Origin of the sequence: Aurantibrevibacter litoralis (genome assembly GCF_034651555.1) — a bacterium.
In the GTDB taxonomy this organism is placed as follows: domain Bacteria; phylum Bacteroidota; class Bacteroidia; order Flavobacteriales; family Flavobacteriaceae; genus Aurantibrevibacter; species Aurantibrevibacter litoralis.
Genome location: NZ_JAYEEQ010000001.1, coordinates 207,932 through 232,682 on the forward strand (window position 1 = coordinate 207,932; position 24,751 = coordinate 232,682).

Genomic DNA, 24,751 nt, shown 5'->3' on the forward strand with positions numbered 1-24,751 from the left:
TTTATTACAAATTTTTAAGCGCCAATTTTATAATGTTCTCCACGCTTAGCGAAGGATCCTGGCTTAAAACTTTGTCGATTACCTTTTCTGCATTTCGTCGAACAAATCCCAGTACCTCTAATGCAGATAACGCTTCATCTTTATTTGTATTGTTTGATTTATAGGAAACTTCATCAATATTGTAAACTTTAAGAATCTTATCTCTTAAATCTAATATTACCCGCTGAGCCGTTTTGGTTCCGATGCCCTTAATTGCCTGAATGGCGGCGACATTACCGCTGGCAATGGCATCCCTAATTTCAACCGGAGATAAGGAAGATAGCATGGTTCTTGCCGTGCCGGAGCCTATTCCGGAAACGGACAATAATAAGCGGAAAATTTCACGCTCCGATTTCTCTGCAAAACCAAAAAGCGTATGAGAATCTTCTTTGATTTGTAAGTGTGTAAAGAGTACTATGTTTTCGTCTTCGCCGATTTTGGAATAGGTATGTAACGAAATATGAACAATATATCCTACACCCATGCACTCTATGACCACATAAGTCGGGTTTTTTTCTACCAATTTACCTTTAAGATGTGTAATCATAGTATGGATGTCTTGCGATAATGAATGCTATATTTTGACGCCTTGCCTTAAACCCAATTTTCGAATTAGTTCGTTTTTGATTTGGCAAGTTTTCGCTTCTCGCGTTCTTGTACATCTATCACGGCCACGGCGGTCATATTTACCATTTCGTCTACACTTGCTCCCAATTGTGTAATATGCACAGATTTTCGAAGACCCACCATGATAGGGCCAATGGCATCTATGCCATTGAGCTCCTTTAAAAGCTTATAGGTAATATTGGCCGATTCTAAGTTGGGGAATATGAGCGTGTTCACTTTTTTTCCTGCTAATTTAGAGAACGGAAATTTACTTTCGAGCAGTTCCTTATTCAGGGCAAAATCGGTCTGAATTTCACCATCTACAACCAATTCCGGGTGTGTTGTATGCAAAATGTGCACCGCTTCCTTTACTTTACGGGCATGAGGATGGTTCGATGATCCAAAATTGGCGTATGAAAGCAAGGCTATAACAGGTTTAAAACCAAAAGTAAGAGCTACATTGGCGGTCATTTGGGTGATTTCTGCCAACTCTGCTGCATTGGGATCAATATTGATAGAAGTATCTGCTAAAAACACCGGACCCCTATCGGTGTCCATGATATGCACGGTAGATACTTTTTTAACATTTGCAGCTCTGCCAATAACTTCAAAAATGGGTTTTACTACGGTAGGGTAGGCACGAGCATAGCCAGTGACCATCCCATCGGCATCACCTTCTAAGACCATCATGGCACCAAAATAGGTGCGTTCTCTCATTTTTTGCCGGGCCGAGTAAAGACTAACTCCACTACGTTGTCTGTTTTTAAAATAACGCTGTGCGTATTGCTCTCTTTTGGCATGTTCTTCATCCTCATGTGAATCTATAATAAGCACATCGGCGTCAAATTCTAATTCTTTTTTCAGTTCTAATATAACCTCCTTTTTGCCTAACAATATAGGAACGGCAATGCCCTCATCTGAGACAATTTGAGCTGCTTTAAGTACATCTAAATGATCTGCTTCGGCAAAGACAATTTTTTTGGGATCTACCCGAGCTCTATCTCGCAAGAGCCGAACAATTTTGTTGTCGTTTCCGGAGCGCTGTAAAAGTTCCTCTTTGTATTTGTCCCAATCTTCAATAGGGTTTTTTGCCACACCGGTTTCCATTGCAGCTCGTGCTACTGCCGGGGGTATTTCCGCAATGAGTCTGGGATCGAAGGGTTTTGGTATAATGTAATCTTTGCCAAAAGTTAACCTTGTTTTTCCATAGGCAATATTTACTTGTTCCGGAACAGGTTCTCTGGTAAGGTCTGCCAACGCCTTTACGGCGGCCATTTTCATTGCTTCATTAATTTTTGTGGCCCGTACATCCAATGCACCTCTAAAAATAAAAGGAAATCCTAACACGTTATTTACCTGATTGGGGTGATCAGATCGGCCTGTGGCCATAATAATGTCTTTGCGCGTTCTACAGGCCAACTCATAGGCAATTTCGGGATCCGGATTGGCCATAGCAAAAACGACGGGGTTTTTTGCCATAGACAGCAGCATTTCGGGGCTTACAATATTGGCTATAGAAAGCCCAATAAATACATCGGCATCTACCATAGCCTCATCTAGAGTATCTATTTTTCGATCGGAGGCAAACTCCAATTTTTCTTCGGACAACCCCTCTCGATCCGATCGGATGACCCCTTTGCTGTCTAGCATTACAATATTCTTAGGGTTGGCTCCGAACGCCTTGTATAAACGGGTACAGGAAACAGCTGCCGCTCCTGCTCCGCTGACTACGATACGCACTTCTTCAATTTTTTTGCCGGTTATTTCTAAGGCATTTAAAAGCGCAGCGGCCGAAATAATGGCAGTTCCATGTTGATCATCGTGCATTACCGGAATATCTAATTCTTCCTTTAGCCTTCGTTCTATTTCAAAGGCTTCCGGAGCTTTTATGTCTTCCAGATTTATGCCGCCAAAAGTAGGCGCAATCATTTTAACCGTTTCCACAAATTTGTCAACATCCTTAGTATCAATTTCAATATCAATACCATCGATATCTGCAAAAATTTTGAAGAGCAGGCACTTACCTTCCATGACCGGTTTAGAAGCTTCCGGTCCAATATCTCCCAAACCCAACACGGCGGTGCCATTAGATATTACAGCAACAATATTTCCTTTTGCAGTATATTTATATACATTGTCTTTGTTCTTCGCAATCTCTAAACAGGGTTCTGCTACGCCCGGCGAATATGCCAAACCTAGATCTCGCTGTGTAGCGTAGGGCTTGGTCGGCACTATTTTTATTTTTCCGGGTTGCGGTTTTGCGTGGTACACTAAGGCTTCTCTTCGCTGTTTTTCGGTGCTCATATCAGAATCTTTGAATCACAAATTTAAGTGTATTCTTGAGAATTGCCCTTATAAATTGGAATAACTAAAAGAAAACCAAATTGAAGTTTACAAAGAGGTCTGTATCGTATTGTTTTTATTGATGCAAAGGTATCTTTAGGAAAGGTACAAAGCGTAGCGGTCATGTCTATGCTATACGATAGGTATGCTCCTATTTTGCGGACTTACGCACATGTAAGCGTGCTGTGCAGGAATATAAAAGGAAAACGAAAGAGCCGTTCTACTGCGCATTATTGCACACAGAAGACCTAAATCTTTGTTGATTTTGGATTTCTAATGAATACTGCCTTAGGTCATGTGCGGACCAATTCGTGTTATTTGTCAGTATGCACATTTAAACGCAGCGCCAAAACGGAAGCAATAATGAAGAAAACACCTCCAAATAGAATTGCATTAACAGCGTTACCACCTAAAAGGTAGCTGTAGATAGGGCCAAATGTCAACGTTTGTATTCCCATGGGAATCACAATCATCATATTTAATATTCCCATGTAAACCCCTCGTCTTTCCTGTGGTACAATTTTAGAGACCATGGTATAGGGGATGCCCATCATGGCAGCCCAACCAATACCAAAAAGCACCATGGGTATTAAAATATAAAGCGGATCTGAGATATAGGGGATGATTAAAAGCGCCAAACCGGTTCCCAACAAACTGGCCACATAGATTTTTTTTCCACCGTATTTAAGCGTTAAAGGTACTAGTCCTAGAGCCACTACCATAGTAACCACATTGTATGTGGTGCTCATTTTCGCAGCCTGGGCAGCGGCATTGGAGGTGTCCATATTCATCGTTACCCTTAAAAGAGGTACAATAAATTGCCAATACACGAAAAGCGCATACCATTGAAATAGATAAACAGCAGCTATTTTCCACATAAATTTAGGCATATCCTTAATTGCACGAACAATTTCAATGATGGGCAATTTCATTCTTTCCAGAAGCGGTAATTTCTTGTTTTGATTTATTTCTGCTAACTCTTCGGGCGAGGGAGGTATTTCGGGTGTCTTAAGAACAGACCAAAGAATTGTGGTTACCGAGAGCAAGGCACCAATAAAAAATGAATAGTACAACCATTTCGGAATAGTGCCTATGGCATCTGATATTTCTCCGCCTCCGAACCAATCTTGAAATAAAAATATAGAGGAAGTTGCCAAAAGAATACCGGCACCCACAAAGAGACTCTGCATTTGATAGCCAAGGCTTAATTGCTTTTCGGGTAATTTGTCGCCCACAAAAGCCCTGTACGGCTCCATGGCCATATTGTTGCCCACATCCAGAATCCACAGAAGCATCACGGCAAACCATAAGGCCGGACTTAACGGAAAGGCAAACAAACAAATACTACCAATAATGGCACCAATGAGGAAAAAAGGCTTTCGCCGACCCCATTTGGGAGACCATGTTTTATCTGAAATAGCACCAATAATGGGCTGCACGATAAGACCGGTAATAGGACCGGCAATGTTGAGAATGGGCAACATATCTTCCGCTGCGCCTAAAAACAAAAAAATAGGATTAATGGCTGTCTGCTGCAACCCGAAACTGAATTGGATTCCTAAGAATCCCACATTCATATTCCAAATTTGCCAAAAGCTTAGTTCGGGTTTGTTAATTTTCATCTGCTTGTTTTTGTTTAATCCGATGAGGTCAGTTGTTATGTCTTATTGTACATTTTGGTTGGTTTGTGCACTGGAAATAGATATTTCATAATTAGACAGCCAAAATATGTGCTACAATATAATATAATTATCTAATGGTTAACAGATTCTTAACTTGAAAACACCCAATATATTTTCCGAAAACGTTTTCAGGGTACATTATGAGGCTGATTTCGGTTGGGGAAGGTGCCAGATTTAGAGTTTAATTTGCTCCACCAATTCTAAGCGACGTATAATTTTATTTTTGGCTAAGACAGTACCAGGAGATAACACGGCATTGGCACCAATTTTACAATGATCGCCCACCAAGGCACCAAATTTGGATACTCCTGTTACCATCATGGTGTTGTTAAAATGGACATGAATTTCTTTGGAGTCTCGTTCGTTATAGTGATTTGCGGCGATAGATCCGGCTTCAAAATTTACATGCGCACCAATGAGGCTATTGCCTACATAATTAAAATGAGCCAATGCGGAATGCGTGCCAATAACGCTGCATTTTACTTCACAACCCGGGCCAATTTTGCTCGAGGTATCTAAAAATACGCCTTCCCGGAAATAGGTATTTGCAGCAACATAGGCCTTTTCCATAATTACGACAGGTCTTTTAAAGGTTACGTTTTTTTCAATGGTGGCCGACTTATGAATGGCGATACCGTCCCGAATCATAAAAGCATCACCCAGCTGTGCAATACAATTTTCTAACAATTCCTTAAGTGCACTCGTTACTTCCCAGGGAAATTGATAGTCCGCAAAGGGTATTAAAACAGGGGGGTGGTCAAAATAATGTTGCAATGTAATCATGAGATTCCGGCGATTGCATTAAATGATTCGTAATTCTTAAGATTAGTCGAATACTTTTATAAGAATATCTTTAAATTCAATACCCTGCCCTTCCGATTGAAGTCCGATATAGCCCTCTGTTAAGGGTGTACCGTCTATTTTTATGGCAGGATCGAATCCGGTGGCTACCTCACCGCCTATTTGGGGCTTTGTGTATTGCAGCACAATGTCGCCATTTACTTTGTGGATTACCAGCGAATCTCGATACACCACTAGCTCGCCAGAGACCCATTCATCCCAAGGGTAGGTTTTAGAAACAGAATTAATACAATGTCTAGGGTCTTTTTCGCCATTATAAAACACATCGGTTCCCGGAGAACACATATTACCGGTTGGCCTCGCCACGCCGGCTTCCTCTTCTGCTAAGATTTGGTACTCTACCGATATGGGCCAATCTTGCTCTTTTAAAATGGTTTTTGGATCTTGCGAATGAAACATAATACCGCTATTTCGGTAGGTATACGAAGGCGCATCTTGCAGCCATTGGTCCGTAAAGCGGTACTGAAATTTTAAATGGAATGAGGCAAACGATTCCTTGAAGAACAAATGGCCATAACGTTCATTAAATGATGGATAGTCATCATAATTTACCTGAATTTTACCGTCAACTACCCTAAACGTGTTCGCAAAATTATCGCCCAGTTCGTGATGGTGAATTTTAGGAATCCATCCGTCTAAATCTTTTCCATTAAAAAGAGGCTTCCAAGAAGCAGGATCATCCTTGCTATTTTCTATTTCAGTGAATGCGCTGAAAACAAATGCCAAGAGGATCAGTGCATAAAATACAGATTTCAGGTTTTGCATAAGGATTTGTTTTTTTTAGGTTGATTTTTGAAACGCCCTCTAAAATTGCATCTTTTTTTTGATTTTAACTAATTACCAGAGTTGCAAATTTTTGACGTTCCCTACATCCGTTGGTATGTATTTTAGGTGTTATGGCTCCACAATCGCAAGGTGCTACACCTTTTGCGATATTATTTTAGCACTGATTGCACCGAAGTCTTTACGGCTATGCGACTCAAAAGGAAAAGCGTGCTAATCGCGTGTAAAGCTTATGTTTGTTGGTGATGTTGAAGATTCTTGAACTTTGGGTAAAAACCCTTTATGATATTGGGTATTTATGATTCTAAATGCTTTTTGCTTTATTGCCAAATTAAATGAATGTTAATCGGAATTCCCGAAATAGGGTAGTGGCCATTTTGGTTTTTATGTAAAACACCTATTTCCGCACATAGGTGAAGTAGGTAAAATCATAGTGGTGCTTTTCATCCTTAGGGTGGTATTCCTGCTGTATCAATTCCCATGCAGCGGCATCAATTTCGGGAAAAAAGGCATCACCCTCAAATGAATGGTGTACTCGGGTAAGTTCTATGACATTGGCATACGGCAAGCCCAGGGCATAAATTTCACCGCCCCCAATAATAAAAGAAACTTCATTCTCCGCTACTTTTTCCAGAGCTTCTTCCATGGAATGCACCACAGTACAATCAATGAAAGGTGTGGTGTACCCTTGGTCTCTTGTAATGATAATATGTCTACGCTGCGGTAAGGGTTTCGGAAAACTTTCGAAGGTTTTTCGGCCCATTATAATCGGGTGTCCCAATGTTAATCTTTTAAACCGCTTAAAATCGTCCGGCAGGTGCCATAATAAGGCATTATTTTTTCCTAAGGTATTATTTTCCGCAGCTGCGGCTATCATAATTAGTGATCTCATTCCTTTTTTTTGTTAATGACTGACATAGGAAAATGAACTTCAATTTCCTTTTGTAGTTCTTGTATTCGTTGTCGTTGCTTGGCAATCAGCTGCTCTCGTTGTTTACGTTCCCACTTTCTATTCATGAATCTATGCGTTACAAAGACATTAAAAGTATGGTAGCTGAAAAGAAATAACCAAAAAAGAACAACCCAAAGCCACCACTCAGAAGGCCCTCCCACATCCATACTTTTATTAATAATCCACAGAAAAATACAGCCAATTATAAAAAACACGAAATGCCTATAAAGTCGTTTCTTTTGTTTTATTCGACTTTGCGCATATTCAATTAACTCATGTTCTTCAAGTTTCATTTTCTGATAATTTAATTTTTAGGCAGCGATCCAAAAACTATCTTTACTACAAAGATAAACCTAATACATTTTAACCCGAAATGGCAATGGAAAAGATTCGAAATGAGTTTCCGGTAGCTGCGCAACATATTTATGCGAATACTGCCGCTTGCGGACTGTTGTACCATGACCTATGGGAATGGCGCCAAGAACACGATTTAGACTATTTAATTGGGGGGAGCCACTTTAAAGCTAAAAGCGATGCTTTTTGTATTGGCGTTCGCCAGACAGTAAGTCAGTTTTTCGGCTGCAACCCCACAGAGGTGGCTTTGATTCCAAATTTTTCTTTGGGATTAAATCTACTGCTGGAAGGGCTAGATAAACGCCGTAGGGTCTTATTGCTGGACAGGGATTATCCGTCGATAAATTTGCCATTCGAACGGCGAGAATTCCCAATTTCCTATGTAGCCGTTACGGAAAATCTTGAGGCAGAAATTGAGGCCTGTATTCTACGAGAAGAAATAAGTGTGCTTGCTCTTAGTCTTACGCAATGGTTGGATGGCGTTCAGATTGATCTAGGTTTTTTACAGACTTTAAAGGAAACCTATCCCGATGTGTTGATTATTGCAGATGGCACTCAGTTCTGCGGTACTACAAATTTTAATTTTAACACCTCGGGCATCGACATCTTAGGAGCCAGTGCGTATAAATGGTTATTGGGTGGGTATGGTTGCGGCTTTTTTTTAGTCAAAGCGGCCGTTCACAGCCAATTTAATATAAAATCTATTGGGCTACATAGCGCCGCCTTTAGTGCTGCCCAACAAGAACACCCCTCTTTTTGTGCACTTTTAGAACCGGGGCACTTGGATACCTTTAATTTCGGAAGCCTTCAATTTTCCCTAAAGTATATCGAAAAATTGGGGTTAAATAGTATAGAATCTCACCTTAGTGCGCTTTCCCAAAAAGCAAAAAAAGAATTCGCTGCATTAGGATTGCTCAGTGATGTGGTTCTTAAACGCAACTCGCTTAGTACCATATTTAATATTAAGGGCGATGACCAACTGTTTCAACATGTAACGAAGCACCATGTCGTTTGCAGTCAACGTGGCGACGGAATTCGCCTTAGTTTTCATTTTTATAACCTTGAAAAAGACATTGATAGCATTGTGAAGATCCTAAAAATGTACTAATGGAGTTTAGTTATTTCAGAAAATATGAACCCGTTTTTTAGGATAACCTTTTGAAAGCGTAGCGGTTTTTATGAAAATGATAATTCTTTGTTAACTTGTTGTGTATGAGTACTTTTATATATTGCTTTGCATCGTAAATTTAAAAATGGATTATCATGGCAATAGCAAAACAGTATTTAAAGAGTAAGCCCATATGCAAAGTAACCTTTACCGTAGCCGCGGCTGACGCAAAAAAAGTGGCCGTTGTAGGCGATTTTAACAAATGGAGCGCTAAGGAAGGTGCTTTAAAAAAATTAAAAAACGGAAATTTCAAAGGTACTTTTGAACTACCGAAAGAAAACACCTACGAGTTTAAATATGTTATCGATGGCGCTTATGTAAATGATTCTGAAGCAGATCGGTTTCAGTGGAATGATTTTGCAGGTACCGAAAACGGTGTCTTAGAAGTGTAACACGATTCTTAGGTGTTACCAAAGAATTAATTTTCTATGGTAACACCTTTCCAAAATGCTACATACCCCTTAATTGGTTTGGCCAAAGGTTTTACCTCAGGGTAGTACCAAGCGGCATCTACATTTTTATTTCCTTGAACAACCACGGTATAATAGGACGCAATTCCTTTCCAAGGGCAGGTGGTGTGCGTATCGGATGGTTCAAAAAAAGTCATATTAAGGCTTTCCGGTGGAAAATAATGATTATTTTCTATCACGATGGTTTTATCGCTTTGTGCGATAATAACATTATTCCAAATAGCTTTCATTTTAGTATAAAATTACAGTGTACAATGACTTCATTTCGTTATACGGCCACCATTCCTTTGATATGGGGATAAGGATTATAGTCCACCAAAGTAAAATCCTCATAGGTAAAATCGAAAATGGACTTCACCTTAGGGTTTAAAATCATTTTAGGTAGTGGTCTCGGCGTTCTGTTCAATTGTAATTCCACTTGCTCCATGTGATTGTTATAGATATGGGCATCACCAAACGTATGTATAAACTCTCCCGGGGCTAAGTCGCAAACTTGTGCAATCATAAGCGTTAAAAGCGCATAAGAAGCAATATTAAATGGGACTCCCAAAAAAATATCGGCACTTCGCTGATACAATTGGCAGGATAATTTACCATTTGCCACATAAAATTGAAAAAAAGCATGGCAAGGAGGTAAGGCAACCTTTCCACGAGCCACATTTTCTGAAAAAGAAATGGAACTGTCAGGCAAAACGCCCGGATTCCATGCGGTTACCAACATGCGTCGACTGTTAGGATTGCTTTTAAGGGTAGCGATAATTTCGGTAATTTGGTCGATGTCTTCATTGTTCCAATTGCGCCATTGGTGGCCATATACGGGGCCAAGATTTCCATTTTCGTCTGCCCATTCATTCCAGATACGAACGCCGTTTTCTTGTAAATACGCAATGTTGGTATCTCCCTTTAAAAACCAAAGCAACTCGTGTACAATAGATTTAAGATGAAGTTTTTTGGTAGTCACCATAGGAAAACCTTCACCCAGGTCAAATCGCATTTGGTACCCGAAAACACTTAGGGTACCGGTACCGGTTCTGTCTCCTTTTTGATGGCCATTTTGCAAAACGTGCCTTAGTAAATCGTGATATTGTTTCATTGCCCTTAGATTCTTAAGAAGGAATTTTTAGTTCAGAATCCTCGTAAAAATACAATATACGATACCGTGAGTCTAGCCTTGGGGGTATTAATTATCAATATTTATTAACGACAGGTTTAGGCACATTCTGATACGATGATGGATCTTTTCTATTGATTCTTTTAGATGAAACTCTAAGGTTTTTATATAGCGCAGAGTCCTGCTGGCGTACCAAATATAACCAATAAAAAAAGAGGCTCGTTTCCAAGCCTCCTTTTGTTTTAAATTTTGCTACTCCTTACGAAACCAAATCAAATCGGTCCAGATTCATCACTTTGCACCAAGTGGTTACAAAGTCGTTCAGGAACTTTTCGTTGCTATCCTCACAAGCGTAGACCTCGGCAAGCGCTCGGAGTTCGGAGTTAGATCCAAAAATAAGATCAACCCTAGTACCTATCCATTTCACGTCGCCGCTAATACGATCGCGTCCTTCAAACACATTTTGTGCATCCGAAGTGCTTTGCCAAGTGGTGCCTAAATCCAATAAATTCACAAAGAAATCATTGGTAAGCACCTCCGGGTTTTGTGTAAACACTCCGTGATTCGATTGATCAAAGTTGGTATTCAAAACGCGTAAACCGCCTAAAAGCACAGTCATTTCGGGAGCTGTGAGGGTTAGCAACTGCGCTTTATCGAGCAACATTTCTTCAGCAGAAGCGCGGTGTTTTGCATTGAAATAATTTCGGAAGCCATCAGCAGCCGGTTCAAGTGCGGCAAAAGATGCTATATCTGTTTGTTCTTGAGAAGCGTCGGTACGGCCGGGCGTAAAAGGTACGTTAATTTTATGTCCAGCCTTTTTTGCGGCCTGTTCTATACCCACACCTCCTGCCAAGACAATAAGATCGGCAAGAGAAACCTGTTTGTCACCGGATTGAGAGGTATTAAAATCATTTTTAATGCCTTCAAGGGTCTTAAGTACGGTAGCCAATTCCTTAGGTTGATTTACTTCCCAGTCTTTTTGAGGTGCGAGTGCAATTCGAGCACCGTTGGCACCCCCTCGTTTATCCGAACCTCTAAAGGTAGATGCCGATGCCCATGCCGTGGATACTAACTGAGATACAGACAAACCAGAAGCTTCAATCTTATCCTTTAGAAGCGTAATATCTTCTTCTGTGATGGTTTTATAAGAAGCAGCCGGAATTGGATCTTGCCAAAGCAACGTTTCCTTAGGAACTTCCGGACCCAAATACCGGGCTACAGGGCCCATGTCACGATGCGTCAACTTAAACCAAGCTTTGGCAAACGCATCTGCAAATTGATCGGGATTATCTAAAAAACGTCTCGAAATATCGTGATAAATGGGATCTACTTTAAGTGCAAGATCTGTTGTAAACATGATAGGAACATGTCTTTTGGCCGGATCATGAGCATCGGGTACGGTATTTGCACCCATTCCATGCTTTGGAATCCATTGATTGGCTCCGGCCGGACTTTTGGTTAATTCCCATTCATAACCAAAAAGGTTCCAAAAATAATTATTGCTCCATTTTGTCGGTGTGGTAGTCCATGCGCCTTCTAGTCCACTGGTAATAGTATCGCCTGCATTGCCACTACCGAAGGTGTTTTTCCACCCTAGGCTTTGTTCTTCAATACCGGCAGCCGCAGGTTCTACACCCACATATTTACCGGGATCTGCTGCGCCGTGCGCCTTACCAAAGGTATGCCCACCTGCAATGAGTGCAACTGTTTCCTCATCGTTCATCGCCATTCTGCCAAAGGTCTCCCGAATATCCTTAGCTGCAGCAAGCGGATCAGGGTTGCCGTTAGGCCCTTCAGGGTTTACGTAAATAAGGCCCATTTGTACAGCACCTAAAGGATTTTCTAATTCGCGATCGCCCGCATAACGTTTATCACCCAGCCATTCGCCTTCAGAACCCCAATAAATATCTTCCGCAGGTTCCCATACATCGGTGCGTCCTCCTCCGAAACCAAAAGTTTTAAAACCCATAGATTCTAAAGCTACGTTTCCGGCAAGAATCATGAGGTCTGCCCAAGAAAGCTTTTTCCCATATTTTCGTTTGATAGGCCAAAGTAATAAGCGAGCCTTATCTAAATTGGCATTGTCCGGCCAACTGTTCAAAGGAGCAAAACGCTGCGTGCCAAATCCGGCACCACCCCTACCATCGGCAATACGATACGTACCTGCACTATGCCACGCCATGCGGATCATAAACGGCCCATAATGGCCATAATCTGCCGGCCACCATTCTTGCGATGTGGTAAGTGCTTTTTCAAGATCCTTTTTTACGGCAGGTAAATCAAGACTTTTAAATTCTTCGGCATAATTAAAATCTTCACCCATGGGATTGGTGAGATTGGAATGTTGACGTAGGATCGATAAATCTAACTGATTAGGCCACCAATCCCTATTTTTTGTACCTCTGCCCGCTGCTTTATGAATGGATCCTCCACTAAAAGGACATTTGCTTTCGCCGTTTGTCGCATAAGATTCATTCGAGTTTTTACTGTGTTCCATTGTTCCTTTTTATTGATTAATACTTTTGAAAAGTCTAAATTACGACATTTTGATCAATAAGTTTTATCTATAATATTTATAGATTTATTGAAAATATCTATAGTGTAATAACATTATTGTAGCCTTAAAGGTACCATTAAAAAGAGGAATCAACAAGGTAATTGGTCATTTTACGTGCTGTATTTTTTTCTTAAATGAGGGTGCATTTTAGGTGTTTTTTGCTATCCAATTTAAAGTAACGGTCTAGAAGCCAAAATCATCAAAGGGCAACGATTACAGTGAACTAAAAATTTTAATGAAAAATTGGCTTACTCCATGGGGAAGTCTTTTAATAATTCTTCTGAGGTATAAAATCCTTTTTTGTTCTTTGTCTTTTCTCGTTCGGCCTTCACTTTTTCGGCGGAAATACTACTGGCATTATTGCCAAAGGTATTGCGCACATAGGTAAGTACGGCGGCCATTTCTTCATCGTTTAACATGCCGCCAAAAGGCGTCATTGGCACTTGACCGGGATAGCTTTTGCCATTTACTTCTATAGGGCCTATCATTCCATGTAACGTAAGGCGTATAAGGCGTTCTTGACTCCCGGTAACCCATTTAGAACCGGCTAAAGGCGGAAATTGAGAAGCACTTAGCCCCTTACCATCGGGTTGGTGACAGGTCATACAAAATCCTTCTCGTTTGTAAATTTCTTCTCCTTTTAGGTAAAGCGACAATTCCTCATCTTTAAGTTCCGTATCTTCTATAAGGCCGGTGGGAACCTCGCCAAGCTTATGGCCATTCAGATGCGCTAATGCGGCCTCATAAGGCAATTGCATCCAATCGTCTAAAGGCATTGTTCCGGCAGCGATTACTATGGGAATCCCTTTGTCTTTTTCTAGCCAAGAGGCAGCCACAAGGGCTTCCAAACGCACCCGTGGATTTTCATCTTGCGCCGCAACCAGCAACAAATCGGCTTGATCCGGAATTTGGTGTCCGGCATATCGCAGCACTCTAACGGCAGCAGCCCTGGCCCTGAAGTCTTTAGCGTTCAATAGGTGCTTTAGCAGGTCGGTATCTATTTGGTTCAGTCCCCAACTCACCCAAAGTGCTTCCAGCAGGTGGTGTTCATAGTTAGAGTCATTCGTATCCAAATTTTGCACCCAAACCGCTAATTTAGACAACACTTCTGGGGTGTCTCGTGCCCTTAATTCTCTTTTAGTGCGATATTTAGTTCGGTATTCCGGGAGTTTTAAGTTTTCTAAAAGTGCTTCAATCGTAGCACCAGCAACTTTAGCCGGTGTTACCAAAGGTCGCGACGGGTAGGTGATTCTATAAATGCGCCCGTGCACATGGTCGCGCAACGGATCGCGGGCGTTGTGCTGCATATGTCCGATGAGGATATTATGCCAATCTATCACATAGAGCGACCCATCGGGCGCAAACTCCATGTCTACCGGCCTAAAATTAGGATCGCTGGAAGTGATCAAATCCATACGGTGTGTACTGAGGTATCCTGCCGAATTAGGATCATCTTTTAGGGTATGCTGTTTGGTGCCCAAAAAACCAATAGTGTTGTTGATGATGATATCTCCCTGAACATCATCGGGAAAATGACGGCTCGATATAAATTCCAGTCCGGAAGTTGGTCGAACGCGGTGTTTCTCTTCAATGAGGTTTTTGGGCAGAGGCGAAGCAACCCCGTAGCGGGGTTTTAGCGTGCCCGGCATCATCCAAGTCATATCCGGACCCGAGGTATGGGCAAAGAACTGTTGCCCCCAATCGTCAAAAGCAATACCCCACGGATTGGGAATGGATAATTGTGCGGTACGCTCTAAGTGGTGCCGTTGCGGACTGTACCGATAAAAGCCGCCATTGGTGGCGCGAACAGGTCCGTAGGCGGTTTCTACATTGGTATGCAGAAATACACCTTCGGCCATAAAGAGCGCCCCGGACGGATCTGTAGTAAAGGCACTAATGGCATGATGGGTATCGTGATCGTCGAAGCCGCTTAAAATAATTTCCTTGGTGTCAGCTTTGTCATCTCCATCGGTATCCGTTATTAGCACCAAATTAGTCCCTTGGGAGACATAAACTCCTTCCGGAGCAAATTCAAAACCAATGGTCAAATGAAGACCGTCTGCAAAAATGGTCTGTGTATCGGCCTTACCGTCCCCATTGGTATCTTCTAAAATTAGGAGCTTGTCATTAGGTTTACTATCCCCCGGTCGGTAATGCGGATAGCTGGGCATCACCCCTACCCACAATCGTCCTTTGTTGTCAAAAGAGATTTGGGTTGGATTGGCCAAATCCGGAAATTCTGCCTCCGAAGCAAATAATTCAATTTTATATCCTTCTGCCACCTTTATGGTATGTAAGGCATCCTCTCCATAAAGATATTTTGGCCCTGCTTCCTTATCATTCGACCTGTAATTGGTTGCTACCGGAGGTAAGGTTTTTGTCTTTGCGTCTTCGGCAGCTAGATTTACTTTTTGGCCTTTCGTAGCCGCCCAAATCGCTTTGTCCCGTATGGCGGTCATTTCTCTTATTTTTTCAATTTCAGCCGGATAATTGTCCGGCCCAAAGGGATCAAAACGCCTTCCGTAAGCATGTACCCCGTTGGGTATTTTAAAATCATTGTGCCAGAACCAATTTCTTTCTAAAATGGCATTATATACCAATTTTCTGTTTTCTTCTGCCTTACTTTTTACAGTGCCAAAAAGCGTGTCTGCCAACAATTTTCCCAATTTTTGATAGCCCAAATCGTTTAACTGAAAGCCATCTGCGGTTACATTCTCACTTTCTTCAGCATACCATGTTTTTGAGGCATTAAATGCATCCACAAAAAAGATACTATCGGTGGCAGCTACCTCTTTCATAGCTTCTGTATACCGTGCTAAATTCTCATTTTCCTTTTCGCCATTGGGTAGATCTCGTTGAGCCGACAAGTCTTCAAAAGCAATAGGTGAAACCAAAGCCAGTTGTGGTGCATTCTTACCGTTATATTTTTGATTTTTGGTATGCGCAATAAACGCCCGAAGTTCTGCTTTGTAATTTTCGAGGCCGGCTTCCCCTTGAAACGATTCATTATACCCGAAAAAAGCGATGATGATATCTGCTTTTAGTCGGGCAAGCCACTCGTCTTCCGTTTCAAAATGTCCTTCACTGCCCGAATTTTGCGCTAATTCGGTTTGAAATTTTTCAGCTCCCGGAAAAGCCCAAGGCGAATTGCGGGAAGAATGGGGCCTGAAACCGGGTGTGTTTCCTCCATCGCCCATATTCCTAAAGCGTAATAAACTATCCGGATAGCGCAGTTGCATTTCCGTTTCAAAATGATCAAAATGCAGCATTCTGGAGGCCAGATTATTGCCTATTAAGACAATATGAGCCTCTTTTTTTAATGCTAAGGTCTTTTCAGATTTTTCACAGCTTTGAACAAGCAAACCTAAAACAGTTAGGAAGAATATAGGCAGTATAATTTTATTTTTAACAGGCATAATTAATTTAGTTTGGTTGATTGTGGGGTTTATTATTTTTCATCCGTTCAAAAAGATTGAGTTATTTAAACTTGTAATTCCCTTGTTTGGTAATATTCATGTAAAATGCCCTATTCTCACTGCTCTTCCACCTTGAGAATATTGCCAAATTATACGACCAACTTATTTCCATCAACAGCGTTGAGAGTTTTAGACGTACCTTATACGTCTCATAAAACTGCTTCATTCTCCAAATGTTTTTGTCGGAGAACTCTTTTAATTCAGGTTCATTGTGTTGGATATACTTGGCTAATTCCGTAAATACACCATCACCCCATTCCGATTTTTCAAGTTTCTTGCATATCTGTTCCCCAATGTTCCAATAAAGGTTGATCAATTGATGGTTTACGGCTCTAATGGCATTAATCCTAGATTGTTTTATAAGTTGAATTTTATTTGCAAGTCGTATATCCATTTTTTTTGTAAGCCCACATTTAAAAGAAATGCCTTTAAATTAGTTCATTTGATTTTTTTGAGGCAGTCACTCACTTTCCATATTTGGTAGATCGTAAAGATATGTCTCAATACCATTTATTGGTATTATTTAATGTATCAAACCCAATCGCTATAGTTTCAATTTTGGCCAGATTTTTTCAAATCGTTCGCAAACAACTAGCATTTCTTCTGTTGGTTTTGAATTACTTTCTCCTAGTGTGCTTTCAAAAAAGTCCCAATGTGCTTTTTTCCATTTTTTGAGTGCTTCCTTTGTAGTTCCCATATCCAGTTCCGCATAATCTTTGGATATCTTATTAAATGGAATGGTATCTACTTTTTTTATTTCGATTATCGCCTGTGCTTTTCCATCGAAATCAGTTATAATATGTTTTGTTCCGATTTTTGGTAAATCCGCATTAGCTTCTTTATACCAAGCATATAATCCGGAAGCAGCTTTCTTTTTTCCATTCACAGTTAATGCTGCAAGCCGATTCGCATCTTCCCTATTAGTATGGAAATACCATGATTCTGGGATTTCACTGTTTTTAAATTCTGGATTCGATTTGGTGTAGTTGTTCCACATTTCATAAACTGTTTTGTCTACGCGGCTTTCAATTTTTGATACGTTCTTACAGCTAATGAAAACCAAAAAAAATATGATTGTAAATTGCTTCATTATATTTTTCTTGTTGTGGGCTAAAATTGCACATGAACTCCCTCCAAAACCGACTTTTCACAGGCCTCAATAATGCGCTGACACGTAATAGCATCTTCCAAACTGGAAAGGGGCTTTTCGTTGTTTCTTACCACATTGTTGATAAAATGAGTGGCTGTATTTTTGATCGATTCCGGATAGCAAAAATAGGTTTGGGAATGCGGTCCATTGCGCTCATTGATTACCCAATCCCTATAGCTATACCGGGCACTTCCTTTGGTGCCCATCACTTTAATCATACAGGTCCATGGATCTCCGGCATGATCATCATTGGCAAAACTGGCACAAAGATGGCTCAGGCTTCCATTTTCCATCTGCATGTTGGCCATGGCTACATTTTCCTGAGGCGCTAGCGTAGCATCTACCGTATACTTTAAACATGAAATGGTCTTTGGCATCCCTGCCAGATACAGCATGGTATAGCTGTGATGGGTTAAAATCTGCCGGATAACACCGGGATACCGCGCTCGTATTTCGTCTGCATGATGAATATTGTAGAGCATATAAAACTGGGTTATTGTCCCCAATTTACCACTATCGATCATGGTTTTGGTTCGCTGAATCCCTGCCTCGTAAATATAATTGTGTACCGGCATACAGAGTACCCCTGCTTGCGCCACCGCTTTTTGCATTTTCTCTAGTTCTCCAATGTTAGAAGCTGCCGGTTTTTCTACTAAAATATGCTTTCCCGCAGCAGCGGCTCGTAAGGTATATTCGCAGTGGGTTTCCATATTGGTTACTATGAAAACGGCATCAATTTCGGGGTCGTTAAAAAGATCTTCCTCCGTGGCATAAGTTGTACAGCCATACTGCGCAGCTTTTTGCTTGCCCTTTTCTGCTGTGCGGTTCCAGAGTCCGACCAGCACCGCTCCCGGAAGAGTGTTTATGGCTTCGGCATGTAAATCGGCTACATCTCCCGAGCCGAGTAATCCTATTTTTATGGTTCGCATTTGTTTTTTTATGAAAATTCTAATATTCCTTTCTTTGCCATTTCCTGAAATTCTTGGAGGGATTTACGTACCCCTTCCGGGATGGAAGTACGTGGTAAATCGCTAAACGTAGCTGCTATTTTAGCGTGACTCAAATCGGATACAAACAAATTGGGTTCGGCTCCTTCGGCTATGGACAGTTGCACAAAATCGCCCATTCCTAAGGCGTTGGCTTCTTCTTTTACAATATCCAAAAAAGTATCGATGGCAATGGTTTCGCCATGAATGTTAAAAGCTCCAAATCCGTCATAGGGTTGCAACGTACAGGCGGCAAAATGAGCTCCCACATCTTCCACAAAATGATAATTTTCACGGCCATTATAAGGCATTTCAAAAGGTATTTTTTTTCCGGTAACCGTTCCCATAGCAATGGCCTTAAGCGCATTGGTGGGTGCCGAAGTTTTTCCCTTATCTCGTCCTTTTCCATAGGTGGTATTAATCCGCAAACAAAGGGTAGGTATCTTGGTGGTATCATAGAATAGTCTGGCCAAATGTTCCCCTGCCAACTTCCAAATGCCGTAATGGTTTGGTGGTGCCAAAGCTGCATCTTCTGTAATTCCCGGTTCAGGGTACATAGACCGCATTCCGTATACTGCCGCCGAACTGGCAAAAACGAACCGTTTTAAATTGGGTAGCTTCTCAGCGGCATCAAACAAAGCCATGGTACCTCCGGTATTAATTTCCATTCCTGCGATATGGTATTTGGAGCAATCCGGACTTTGATACGCCCCCAAATGAATAATATGGGTGGGATTAACCTCTAACAACACGGATTCCAACCCTTTATAATCGGCTACATCTACCTGAACAAATTCCAGCTTTGGACTCAATTCTTCCCCAAACCACAGCTTCAAGGGATCTGTGTTATTGGATCGGGTGGCGATTACAATTTTAGTTACCTCATTAGATTGTAATAATTTGTAAATGGTGACTGATCCTATACACCCTGTTCCTCCTGTGATAAATATGGTTTGCATTTCCTTCCTTTAATTTTTGTACACCCTTACTATTATTTTTTCTAAAATTTATCAATCTTTAAATTCACAAATTTTCACATTTCCACATTATCCCGTTTTCACATTGAAGGCATTGTCAATTCATTTTAATCACTGCCTTTACATTATTCGCCTTAATGGAATCTTCAAAGGCCTGAGTAATATCTACAAAATCATATTGATTGATATAATGAGCTGCGGGAAAAATATCGGTCAAAAGTAATTTTTGAGCTACCATATAGTCTTCGCGACAGGATCCCATGGAGCCTCTCATATTTAAAGAGGTTCTCGTTAAATGCGTGGCATTGATTTCCACATCTTTTGGATAGGTGGCAATAACACAGATATCTCCTTCCGGTCGTACTACGGAAATGGCTTCGGTAAGCACCTGTGGCACTCCGGAGCATTCAATTAACAAATCAACCTTACCGTGACTTCCAAAGGAAATACCTATAGCATCCGATATTCCTTCTTCCAATTGCAGTTTTAGTGGTCGGTCCATAGAAACTTCTATAGTGATAAATCCCCGTTCTTTCGCCTTTTTTAACCGAATATCCCTGTCATGGGCAATTCCTGTAATAGCCACCCTTGCTCCTGCAGCTCTGGCCAATTCGGCCGACATTAATCCGATGATACCACAACCCGTAACTACCACATCCTGACCGGGTTTGATATGGCATTTATTATGAAGCGCATTGACTACAACCGAAAGCGGTTCTACCAAGGCTCCTTGTTCCGGTGTTAGTCCGGGCAGTAAATGAACCACACGATCCGATTCCAGAATAACCTGCTGACCAAATCCCCCATTTCTATGAAAACCGATGATTTGTTTGGAGGGACATAAATTCCATTTCGCCACACTGCATGCGGGACAATTTTCATCCTGACAACCCAACATGGCCAAAGGAGTAAAAATATCGCCCACTTTTACATTCCCATGATTTCCGGGCCCTGTGGCTAGTACCTCTGCACTGAATTCGTGACCAATAATTCGGGGGCGCTCTACCCAATCGAAATTGGGTTTGCCTAGAGCCGCACTATTGTCGGAACCGCAAATCCCTGTATAGAGTGTCTTTGCCAAAATTTCCCCGTGCTTTAAAGTGGGCAATTCCATATCAACAACGGCAGTGTTTCTGGTAACCAGTCCCTCCGAGGTAGGTGTTATTTTTTCCTTGCCATGTAGACAAAACCCTTGTATTGAAACTCCCATTTAAATAGTTATTTTTAATATGAGTACAGTGTGTTTTAATTGTAAATGGTTAATGGCTATTCTGTTGGCGGTTGGCTGTTGGCTATTTGAATTTACACTTTTAGAAGTTCGTTTTTGTTATTCGTAAGTAATTATTCGATTAGTTAAAAACATATCCATTTACGCTTCAATTCTTTAACTTCCAAAATCCGAAATACCGAATATTCAATTTTAAAAAATACGGTGTTCGTTCTCAATGTATATCAATTTTATTCGCCTATTGCTTTTTTACAGTGGGCTGGAAATGGCATTTTACTAAAAAACGGCACATCAACAAAAACTTACCACGTTACACCGGTATCTTTCCAGCTTTTTGTTTTTGCTGATTCTAATACCGCCTCACAAACTTTTTGTGTTTCTTGTGCTTCTTTAAAAGTTGGCGAACAAGGGGTTCCGTCCTCTATACTCTTCAAAAAATCGGCTACCTGATGTACAAAGCTATGTTCGTATCCAATAGATAATCCCGGTACCCACCATTTGTCCATATACGGATGATCGCCATCGGTAACATGTATGGACCGCCAGCCCCGTTCCTCCGAAGCATTTCTATGATCAAAATACTCTAATCGATTCAGGTCGTGCAAGTCCCATTTTATGGAGGCGTGTTCCCCATTAATTTCAAAAGTGTACAAGGCTTTATGACCGCGTGCATAGCGTGTGGACTCAAACAATCCAAGGGAACCGTTGTCAAAATGACAATGAAAAATACAAGCATCATCTATTCCTACCTTTTGTACTTCCCCCGTTTGAGTATGTACTCGTTCCTTAATAAAGGTCTCGGTCATTGCCGATACATCTTTGATGCCCCCATTTAGCCACATGGCTGTATCGATGCAATGCGCCAAAAGATCTCCGGTTACCCCGGAGCCGGCGGCATCATTATCTAAACGCCATAAACCCTCTCCTCCTTGGGGAAGTTCCGGACTAATAGTCCAATCTTGAAGGAAATTAGCGCGATAATGAAAAATACGCCCCAATTTTCCGGCATCGATAAGTTGTTTGGCTAATGTGACAGAGGGAAGCCTTCGGTAGTTGTACCAAACCGTATTTTTAACTCCTGCTTTTTCCACGGCATCTACCATAGGTTGCCCTTCGGCAATGGTTCTGGCCAAGGGTTTTTCACAAAGGATCATTTTTCCTGCTTTGGCAGCAGCTATGGCTATTTCTGCATGCATATTATTGGGGGTGCAAATATCTATGGCATCAATATCCTCGCGTGCAAGCAATACCTTCCAATCTGTTTCAACCGATTCATAGCCCCATTGTTCGGCAAAGGCTTGAACCCTTTCCGGATTCCGGGCGCATACCGCCTTTAATACGGGTTGATATTCCAATTCCGGAAAAAAATCGCCCACCCTCTTATACGCATTGGAATGGGTTCTGCCCATGAAGCCATACCCAATTAATCCTATTCTAAGCGCTTTCTTTTTTGCCATTTTTATCGTTTTAGCTATGTTTTTAAATCCTATTCTGCCTCAAACCAACCATGTCGCTTGCGTACTTCTATCATGGTGGCCAAAATATCGTTCCATGTTTTTTGTTGCATCATTACTTCATTAGGAAACATACAACCGTCCCAACAAATATGCTTAAACCGTTTGGTAAGGCTTCCATCTTCATTGCGCAGCCAATGACCAGCATCTGTGGCTATATCTAGTTTTCCATTGGGATCGGTAGCTAAACAATGCCTTCCCGTCTTATCATGGGTTCCGGCTCCAAAAACAGTTCCATCGTTCTGTGCCACATGAAAATCGATGGTCCAAGGTCGAAGTGCTTTGGTTAAGGTTTTGAGACCTTCCGTAAGCGTTGCTCTGTCTTCCCATTGAAAATCGACCGGAAGTATCCGTTCATCTTCCTTGTTATATCCCAACAGATACAATAAGGTATGCGCCATATCTGCTTGAAATCCGATATTAGGTCTGTTAACTTCTTCTAAGGTGTTTAACATGGATTTCCAGCCATGCATTCCGCCCCAACAAATTTCACCTTCCGCTGCCAAGGATTCTCCATAATCTGCGGCAACATCGCAGGCTTCACGAAAGGTTTGCGCAATACGTTTTGTATTCCCTACAGGGTCTGCGTCCCATGAGGCAGGATCTACAGAAGAATCGATGCGGATAACCCCGTTAGGACGAACTCCTAATTCTCTTAGTTTTTGAGCAATTACGCAGGATTTTCGCACTTGAGTAACGAACTGCCGCCGCTCTTCTTGGGTGCCCATGGCAGAACCACCCCCGGTGGGTGTCCAAACCGGCGCCACCAAACTGCCAATTTCAAGATTTCTGGAACGCGCTTTATCAGCCATTTTTTTAATGTCGTCTTCGGTGGAGTCAATATTCATGTGAGGGTCAAATAGAAACAGATCAAAACCGTCAAATTTTACTCCATTAACCTCTGCCTTGGCAGTGAGGTCTATTATAGTATCTAAAGAAATGGGTGGCTCTGAATCGTGCCCTTTTCCTACTACGCCCGGCCACGAAGCGTTATGGAGTTTAGGGTAATTATGTTCTTGCATGTACTTATGGTTTTGTGCATTTTAGAATTTCTTATAAAAAGCAATTGAAACTATGGATTAAGCAATTAAAGTTAATCTATTTTGAGAAAATCCAAACTCTTACTATAAAATCTTATCAACGAACATCTACAAAACTAATGCAGATAAGGTGTTCCTGTTTCCTGTATTCTGCTAAAATTTGATACTTTTTTGTCATCCTAAACGAATTTTACGTAAAATTAAGGATAAATTACACCTGTAAGCGAAGCTAAGACGCTGTCGAAAGCATATTATAAAACGCAATAAGAACGCCGTTTTATCTTGGAAATCGTATTTCATCCTATATTTGCAAAAAACAAAACCTATGGAAGTTATTTTGCAGCCTTGGCCGTGGTATGTTACGGGTCCGTTGATTAGCTTGGTAATGTTGTTATTGGTTTATTTTGGAAAGACGTTTGGGATGTCTTCCAATCTTAAAACCCTATGCAGTATTGCAGGAGCAGACAAGTTTTCAGACTTTTTTAAGTTCGATTGGAAGGCAAACCGTTGGAATTTAGCCGTGGTCATCGGTGCGATTATCGGGGGTTTTATCGGCGTGTTTTTCCTGTCGGACGGCGCTACCATAGCACTGAATCCTGAAACGGTTGACGATTTGCAAGCTATGGGTTTTACTAATGTGGGAGCGTCTTTACTCCCGGAAGAAATTTACGGTTGGGATAGTGTACTTACGTTAAAAGGCATTTCCATTTTACTTCTTGCCGGGTTTTTAATAGGATTTGGAACACGTTATGCAGACGGCTGTACTTCCGGACATGCCATTACCGGACTTAGCAACTTGCAGTTACCTTCCCTCATTGCCGTAATAGGGTTTTTTATTGGGGGCTTAGTAATGACTCATTTTTTGTTACCGTTAATTTTCTAGTTCATAAAACCCTTATGAGCACTTTAAAATCACTAAGAAATTTGCCTTGACGATAGCGAAGGAAGAAATTAAAAGAGGTATGGGCAATAGCACTTATGTGGGGTATGACGTAAAATATTTAGAATAAACTATTCAACTTAAATTGATCCGAATGAAACTTTTAAAATATGTATTTGTAGGTATATTTTTTGGGATTGTCCTCGTAAAATCGGAAGCCGTATCCTGGTATCGCATTTTTGAAATGTTTAAATTTCAATCCTTTCATATGTATGGTATTATAGGTACAGCCGTGCTCACCGGAATACTAGCCTTATATTTTTTAAAAAAAGCCGGAATAAAAAACAGCAATGGGCAACGCATAAATGTACCTGAGAAACAAAAAAATTATAAAAGTGCCTTGCTTGGCGGCACAGTCTTCGGGTTGGGGTGGGCACTTGCCGGTGCTTGTCCCGGGCCCATGTATATTCTTTTAGGCACGGGTGTTTTAAGTATGCTGCTCGTTATTTTTGCAGCCTTAATTGGCACGTTTGTGTACGGTTTGTTAAAAGATAAATTGCCACACTAGGTGGCT

General features: G+C 41.2%; 22 protein-coding genes. 4 read left to right on the forward strand and 18 right to left on the reverse strand.

Annotated elements, in window-relative coordinates:
• Window positions 1-4: 4 nt before the first annotated feature.
• The 7 genes from ruvA to U1E44_RS00905 form a co-directional block, all read right to left on the reverse strand.
• Complete coding sequence (gene ruvA / locus U1E44_RS00875; RefSeq protein WP_322929010.1) at window positions 5-586, reverse strand: Holliday junction branch migration protein RuvA; 582 nt, start codon at window positions 584-586, stop codon at window positions 5-7.
• 65 nt (window positions 587-651) lie between these two features.
• Window positions 652-2,949, reverse strand: a complete 2,298-nt coding sequence (locus U1E44_RS00880; protein WP_322929011.1) for an NADP-dependent malic enzyme — start codon at window positions 2,947-2,949, stop codon at window positions 652-654.
• 353 nt (window positions 2,950-3,302) lie between these two features.
• Window positions 3,303-4,610, reverse strand: a complete 1,308-nt coding sequence (locus U1E44_RS00885) for an MFS transporter (protein WP_322929012.1) — start codon at window positions 4,608-4,610, stop codon at window positions 3,303-3,305.
• Between the two features lie 234 nt (window positions 4,611-4,844).
• Window positions 4,845-5,453: an LbetaH domain-containing protein gene (locus U1E44_RS00890; protein ID WP_322929013.1), complete on the reverse strand. Its 609-nt coding sequence runs from the start codon at window positions 5,451-5,453 to the stop codon at window positions 4,845-4,847.
• Between the two features lie 42 nt (window positions 5,454-5,495).
• A complete protein-coding gene (locus U1E44_RS00895; protein ID WP_322929014.1) occupies window positions 5,496-6,296 on the reverse strand; it encodes a 3-keto-disaccharide hydrolase in 801 nt (266 codons plus the stop codon).
• A gap of 415 nt (window positions 6,297-6,711) precedes the next feature.
• Complete coding sequence (locus tag U1E44_RS00900) at window positions 6,712-7,206, reverse strand: dihydrofolate reductase (protein WP_322929016.1); 495 nt, start codon at window positions 7,204-7,206, stop codon at window positions 6,712-6,714.
• A complete protein-coding gene (locus U1E44_RS00905) occupies window positions 7,203-7,559 on the reverse strand; it encodes a 2TM domain-containing protein (RefSeq protein WP_322929017.1) in 357 nt (118 codons plus the stop codon). The genes U1E44_RS00900 and U1E44_RS00905 overlap by 4 nt, the downstream gene beginning before the upstream one ends.
• Before the next feature lie 86 nt (window positions 7,560-7,645).
• Between U1E44_RS00905 and U1E44_RS00910 the strand changes: the two genes are divergently transcribed.
• Window positions 7,646-8,728 carry an aminotransferase class V-fold PLP-dependent enzyme gene (locus tag U1E44_RS00910; protein ID WP_322929018.1) on the forward strand — a complete coding sequence of 361 codons (1,083 nt, stop codon included), beginning with the start codon at window positions 7,646-7,648 and terminating at the stop codon, window positions 8,726-8,728.
• 155 nt (window positions 8,729-8,883) lie between these two features.
• Complete coding sequence (locus tag U1E44_RS00915) at window positions 8,884-9,180, forward strand: isoamylase early set domain-containing protein (protein ID WP_322929020.1); 297 nt, start codon at window positions 8,884-8,886, stop codon at window positions 9,178-9,180.
• 26 nt (window positions 9,181-9,206) lie between these two features.
• Here U1E44_RS00915 and U1E44_RS00920 read toward each other — a convergent pair whose 3' ends face one another.
• The 11 genes from U1E44_RS00920 to U1E44_RS00970 form a co-directional block, all read right to left on the reverse strand.
• Window positions 9,207-9,488, reverse strand: a complete 282-nt coding sequence (locus tag U1E44_RS00920) for a DUF427 domain-containing protein (protein ID WP_322929021.1) — start codon at window positions 9,486-9,488, stop codon at window positions 9,207-9,209.
• Between the two features lie 38 nt (window positions 9,489-9,526).
• On the reverse strand, window positions 9,527-10,351 hold the full coding sequence (locus U1E44_RS00925) for a thymidylate synthase (RefSeq protein WP_322929022.1): 825 nt from the start codon (window positions 10,349-10,351) through the stop codon (window positions 9,527-9,529).
• A gap of 277 nt (window positions 10,352-10,628) precedes the next feature.
• Window positions 10,629-12,866, reverse strand: a complete 2,238-nt coding sequence (gene katG, locus U1E44_RS00930; protein ID WP_322929023.1) for a catalase/peroxidase HPI — start codon at window positions 12,864-12,866, stop codon at window positions 10,629-10,631.
• A gap of 308 nt (window positions 12,867-13,174) precedes the next feature.
• A complete protein-coding gene (locus U1E44_RS00935) occupies window positions 13,175-16,342 on the reverse strand; it encodes a PVC-type heme-binding CxxCH protein (protein ID WP_322929024.1) in 3,168 nt (1,055 codons plus the stop codon).
• A gap of 61 nt (window positions 16,343-16,403) precedes the next feature.
• The gene (locus U1E44_RS00940) at window positions 16,404-16,796 is read right to left on the reverse strand and encodes a DUF1016 N-terminal domain-containing protein (protein ID WP_322929026.1); all 393 of its coding nucleotides are present in this window, start codon (window positions 16,794-16,796) and stop codon (window positions 16,404-16,406) included.
• 150 nt (window positions 16,797-16,946) lie between these two features.
• Window positions 16,947-17,492: an ASCH domain-containing protein gene (locus U1E44_RS00945; RefSeq protein WP_322929027.1), complete on the reverse strand. Its 546-nt coding sequence runs from the start codon at window positions 17,490-17,492 to the stop codon at window positions 16,947-16,949.
• Between the two features lie 20 nt (window positions 17,493-17,512).
• Entirely contained in the window at window positions 17,513-18,481 is a 969-nt protein-coding gene (locus U1E44_RS00950) for a Gfo/Idh/MocA family protein (protein WP_322929028.1), read from the reverse strand.
• An 8-nt stretch (window positions 18,482-18,489) separates the two neighbouring features.
• The gene (locus U1E44_RS00955) at window positions 18,490-19,497 is read right to left on the reverse strand and encodes an NAD-dependent epimerase/dehydratase family protein (RefSeq protein ID WP_322929029.1); all 1,008 of its coding nucleotides are present in this window, start codon (window positions 19,495-19,497) and stop codon (window positions 18,490-18,492) included.
• A 115-nt stretch (window positions 19,498-19,612) separates the two neighbouring features.
• Window positions 19,613-20,725, reverse strand: coding sequence for a zinc-dependent alcohol dehydrogenase (locus tag U1E44_RS00960; RefSeq protein ID WP_322929030.1), 1,113 nt, complete (start codon window positions 20,723-20,725; stop codon window positions 19,613-19,615).
• A gap of 320 nt (window positions 20,726-21,045) precedes the next feature.
• Entirely contained in the window at window positions 21,046-22,200 is a 1,155-nt protein-coding gene (locus U1E44_RS00965; protein ID WP_322929031.1) for a Gfo/Idh/MocA family protein, read from the reverse strand.
• Between the two features lie 29 nt (window positions 22,201-22,229).
• On the reverse strand, window positions 22,230-23,279 hold the full coding sequence (locus U1E44_RS00970) for a sugar phosphate isomerase/epimerase family protein (RefSeq protein ID WP_322929032.1): 1,050 nt from the start codon (window positions 23,277-23,279) through the stop codon (window positions 22,230-22,232).
• A 343-nt stretch (window positions 23,280-23,622) separates the two neighbouring features.
• On the opposite strand from U1E44_RS00970, the gene U1E44_RS00975 reads away from it, so the two are divergent.
• Together U1E44_RS00975 and U1E44_RS00980 are read left to right on the forward strand one after the other, a co-directional pair.
• The gene (locus tag U1E44_RS00975) at window positions 23,623-24,180 is read left to right on the forward strand and encodes a YeeE/YedE family protein (protein WP_322929033.1); all 558 of its coding nucleotides are present in this window, start codon (window positions 23,623-23,625) and stop codon (window positions 24,178-24,180) included.
• A gap of 151 nt (window positions 24,181-24,331) precedes the next feature.
• A complete protein-coding gene (locus tag U1E44_RS00980) occupies window positions 24,332-24,745 on the forward strand; it encodes a DUF6691 family protein (RefSeq protein ID WP_322929034.1) in 414 nt (137 codons plus the stop codon).
• Window positions 24,746-24,751: the final 6 nt, after the last annotated feature.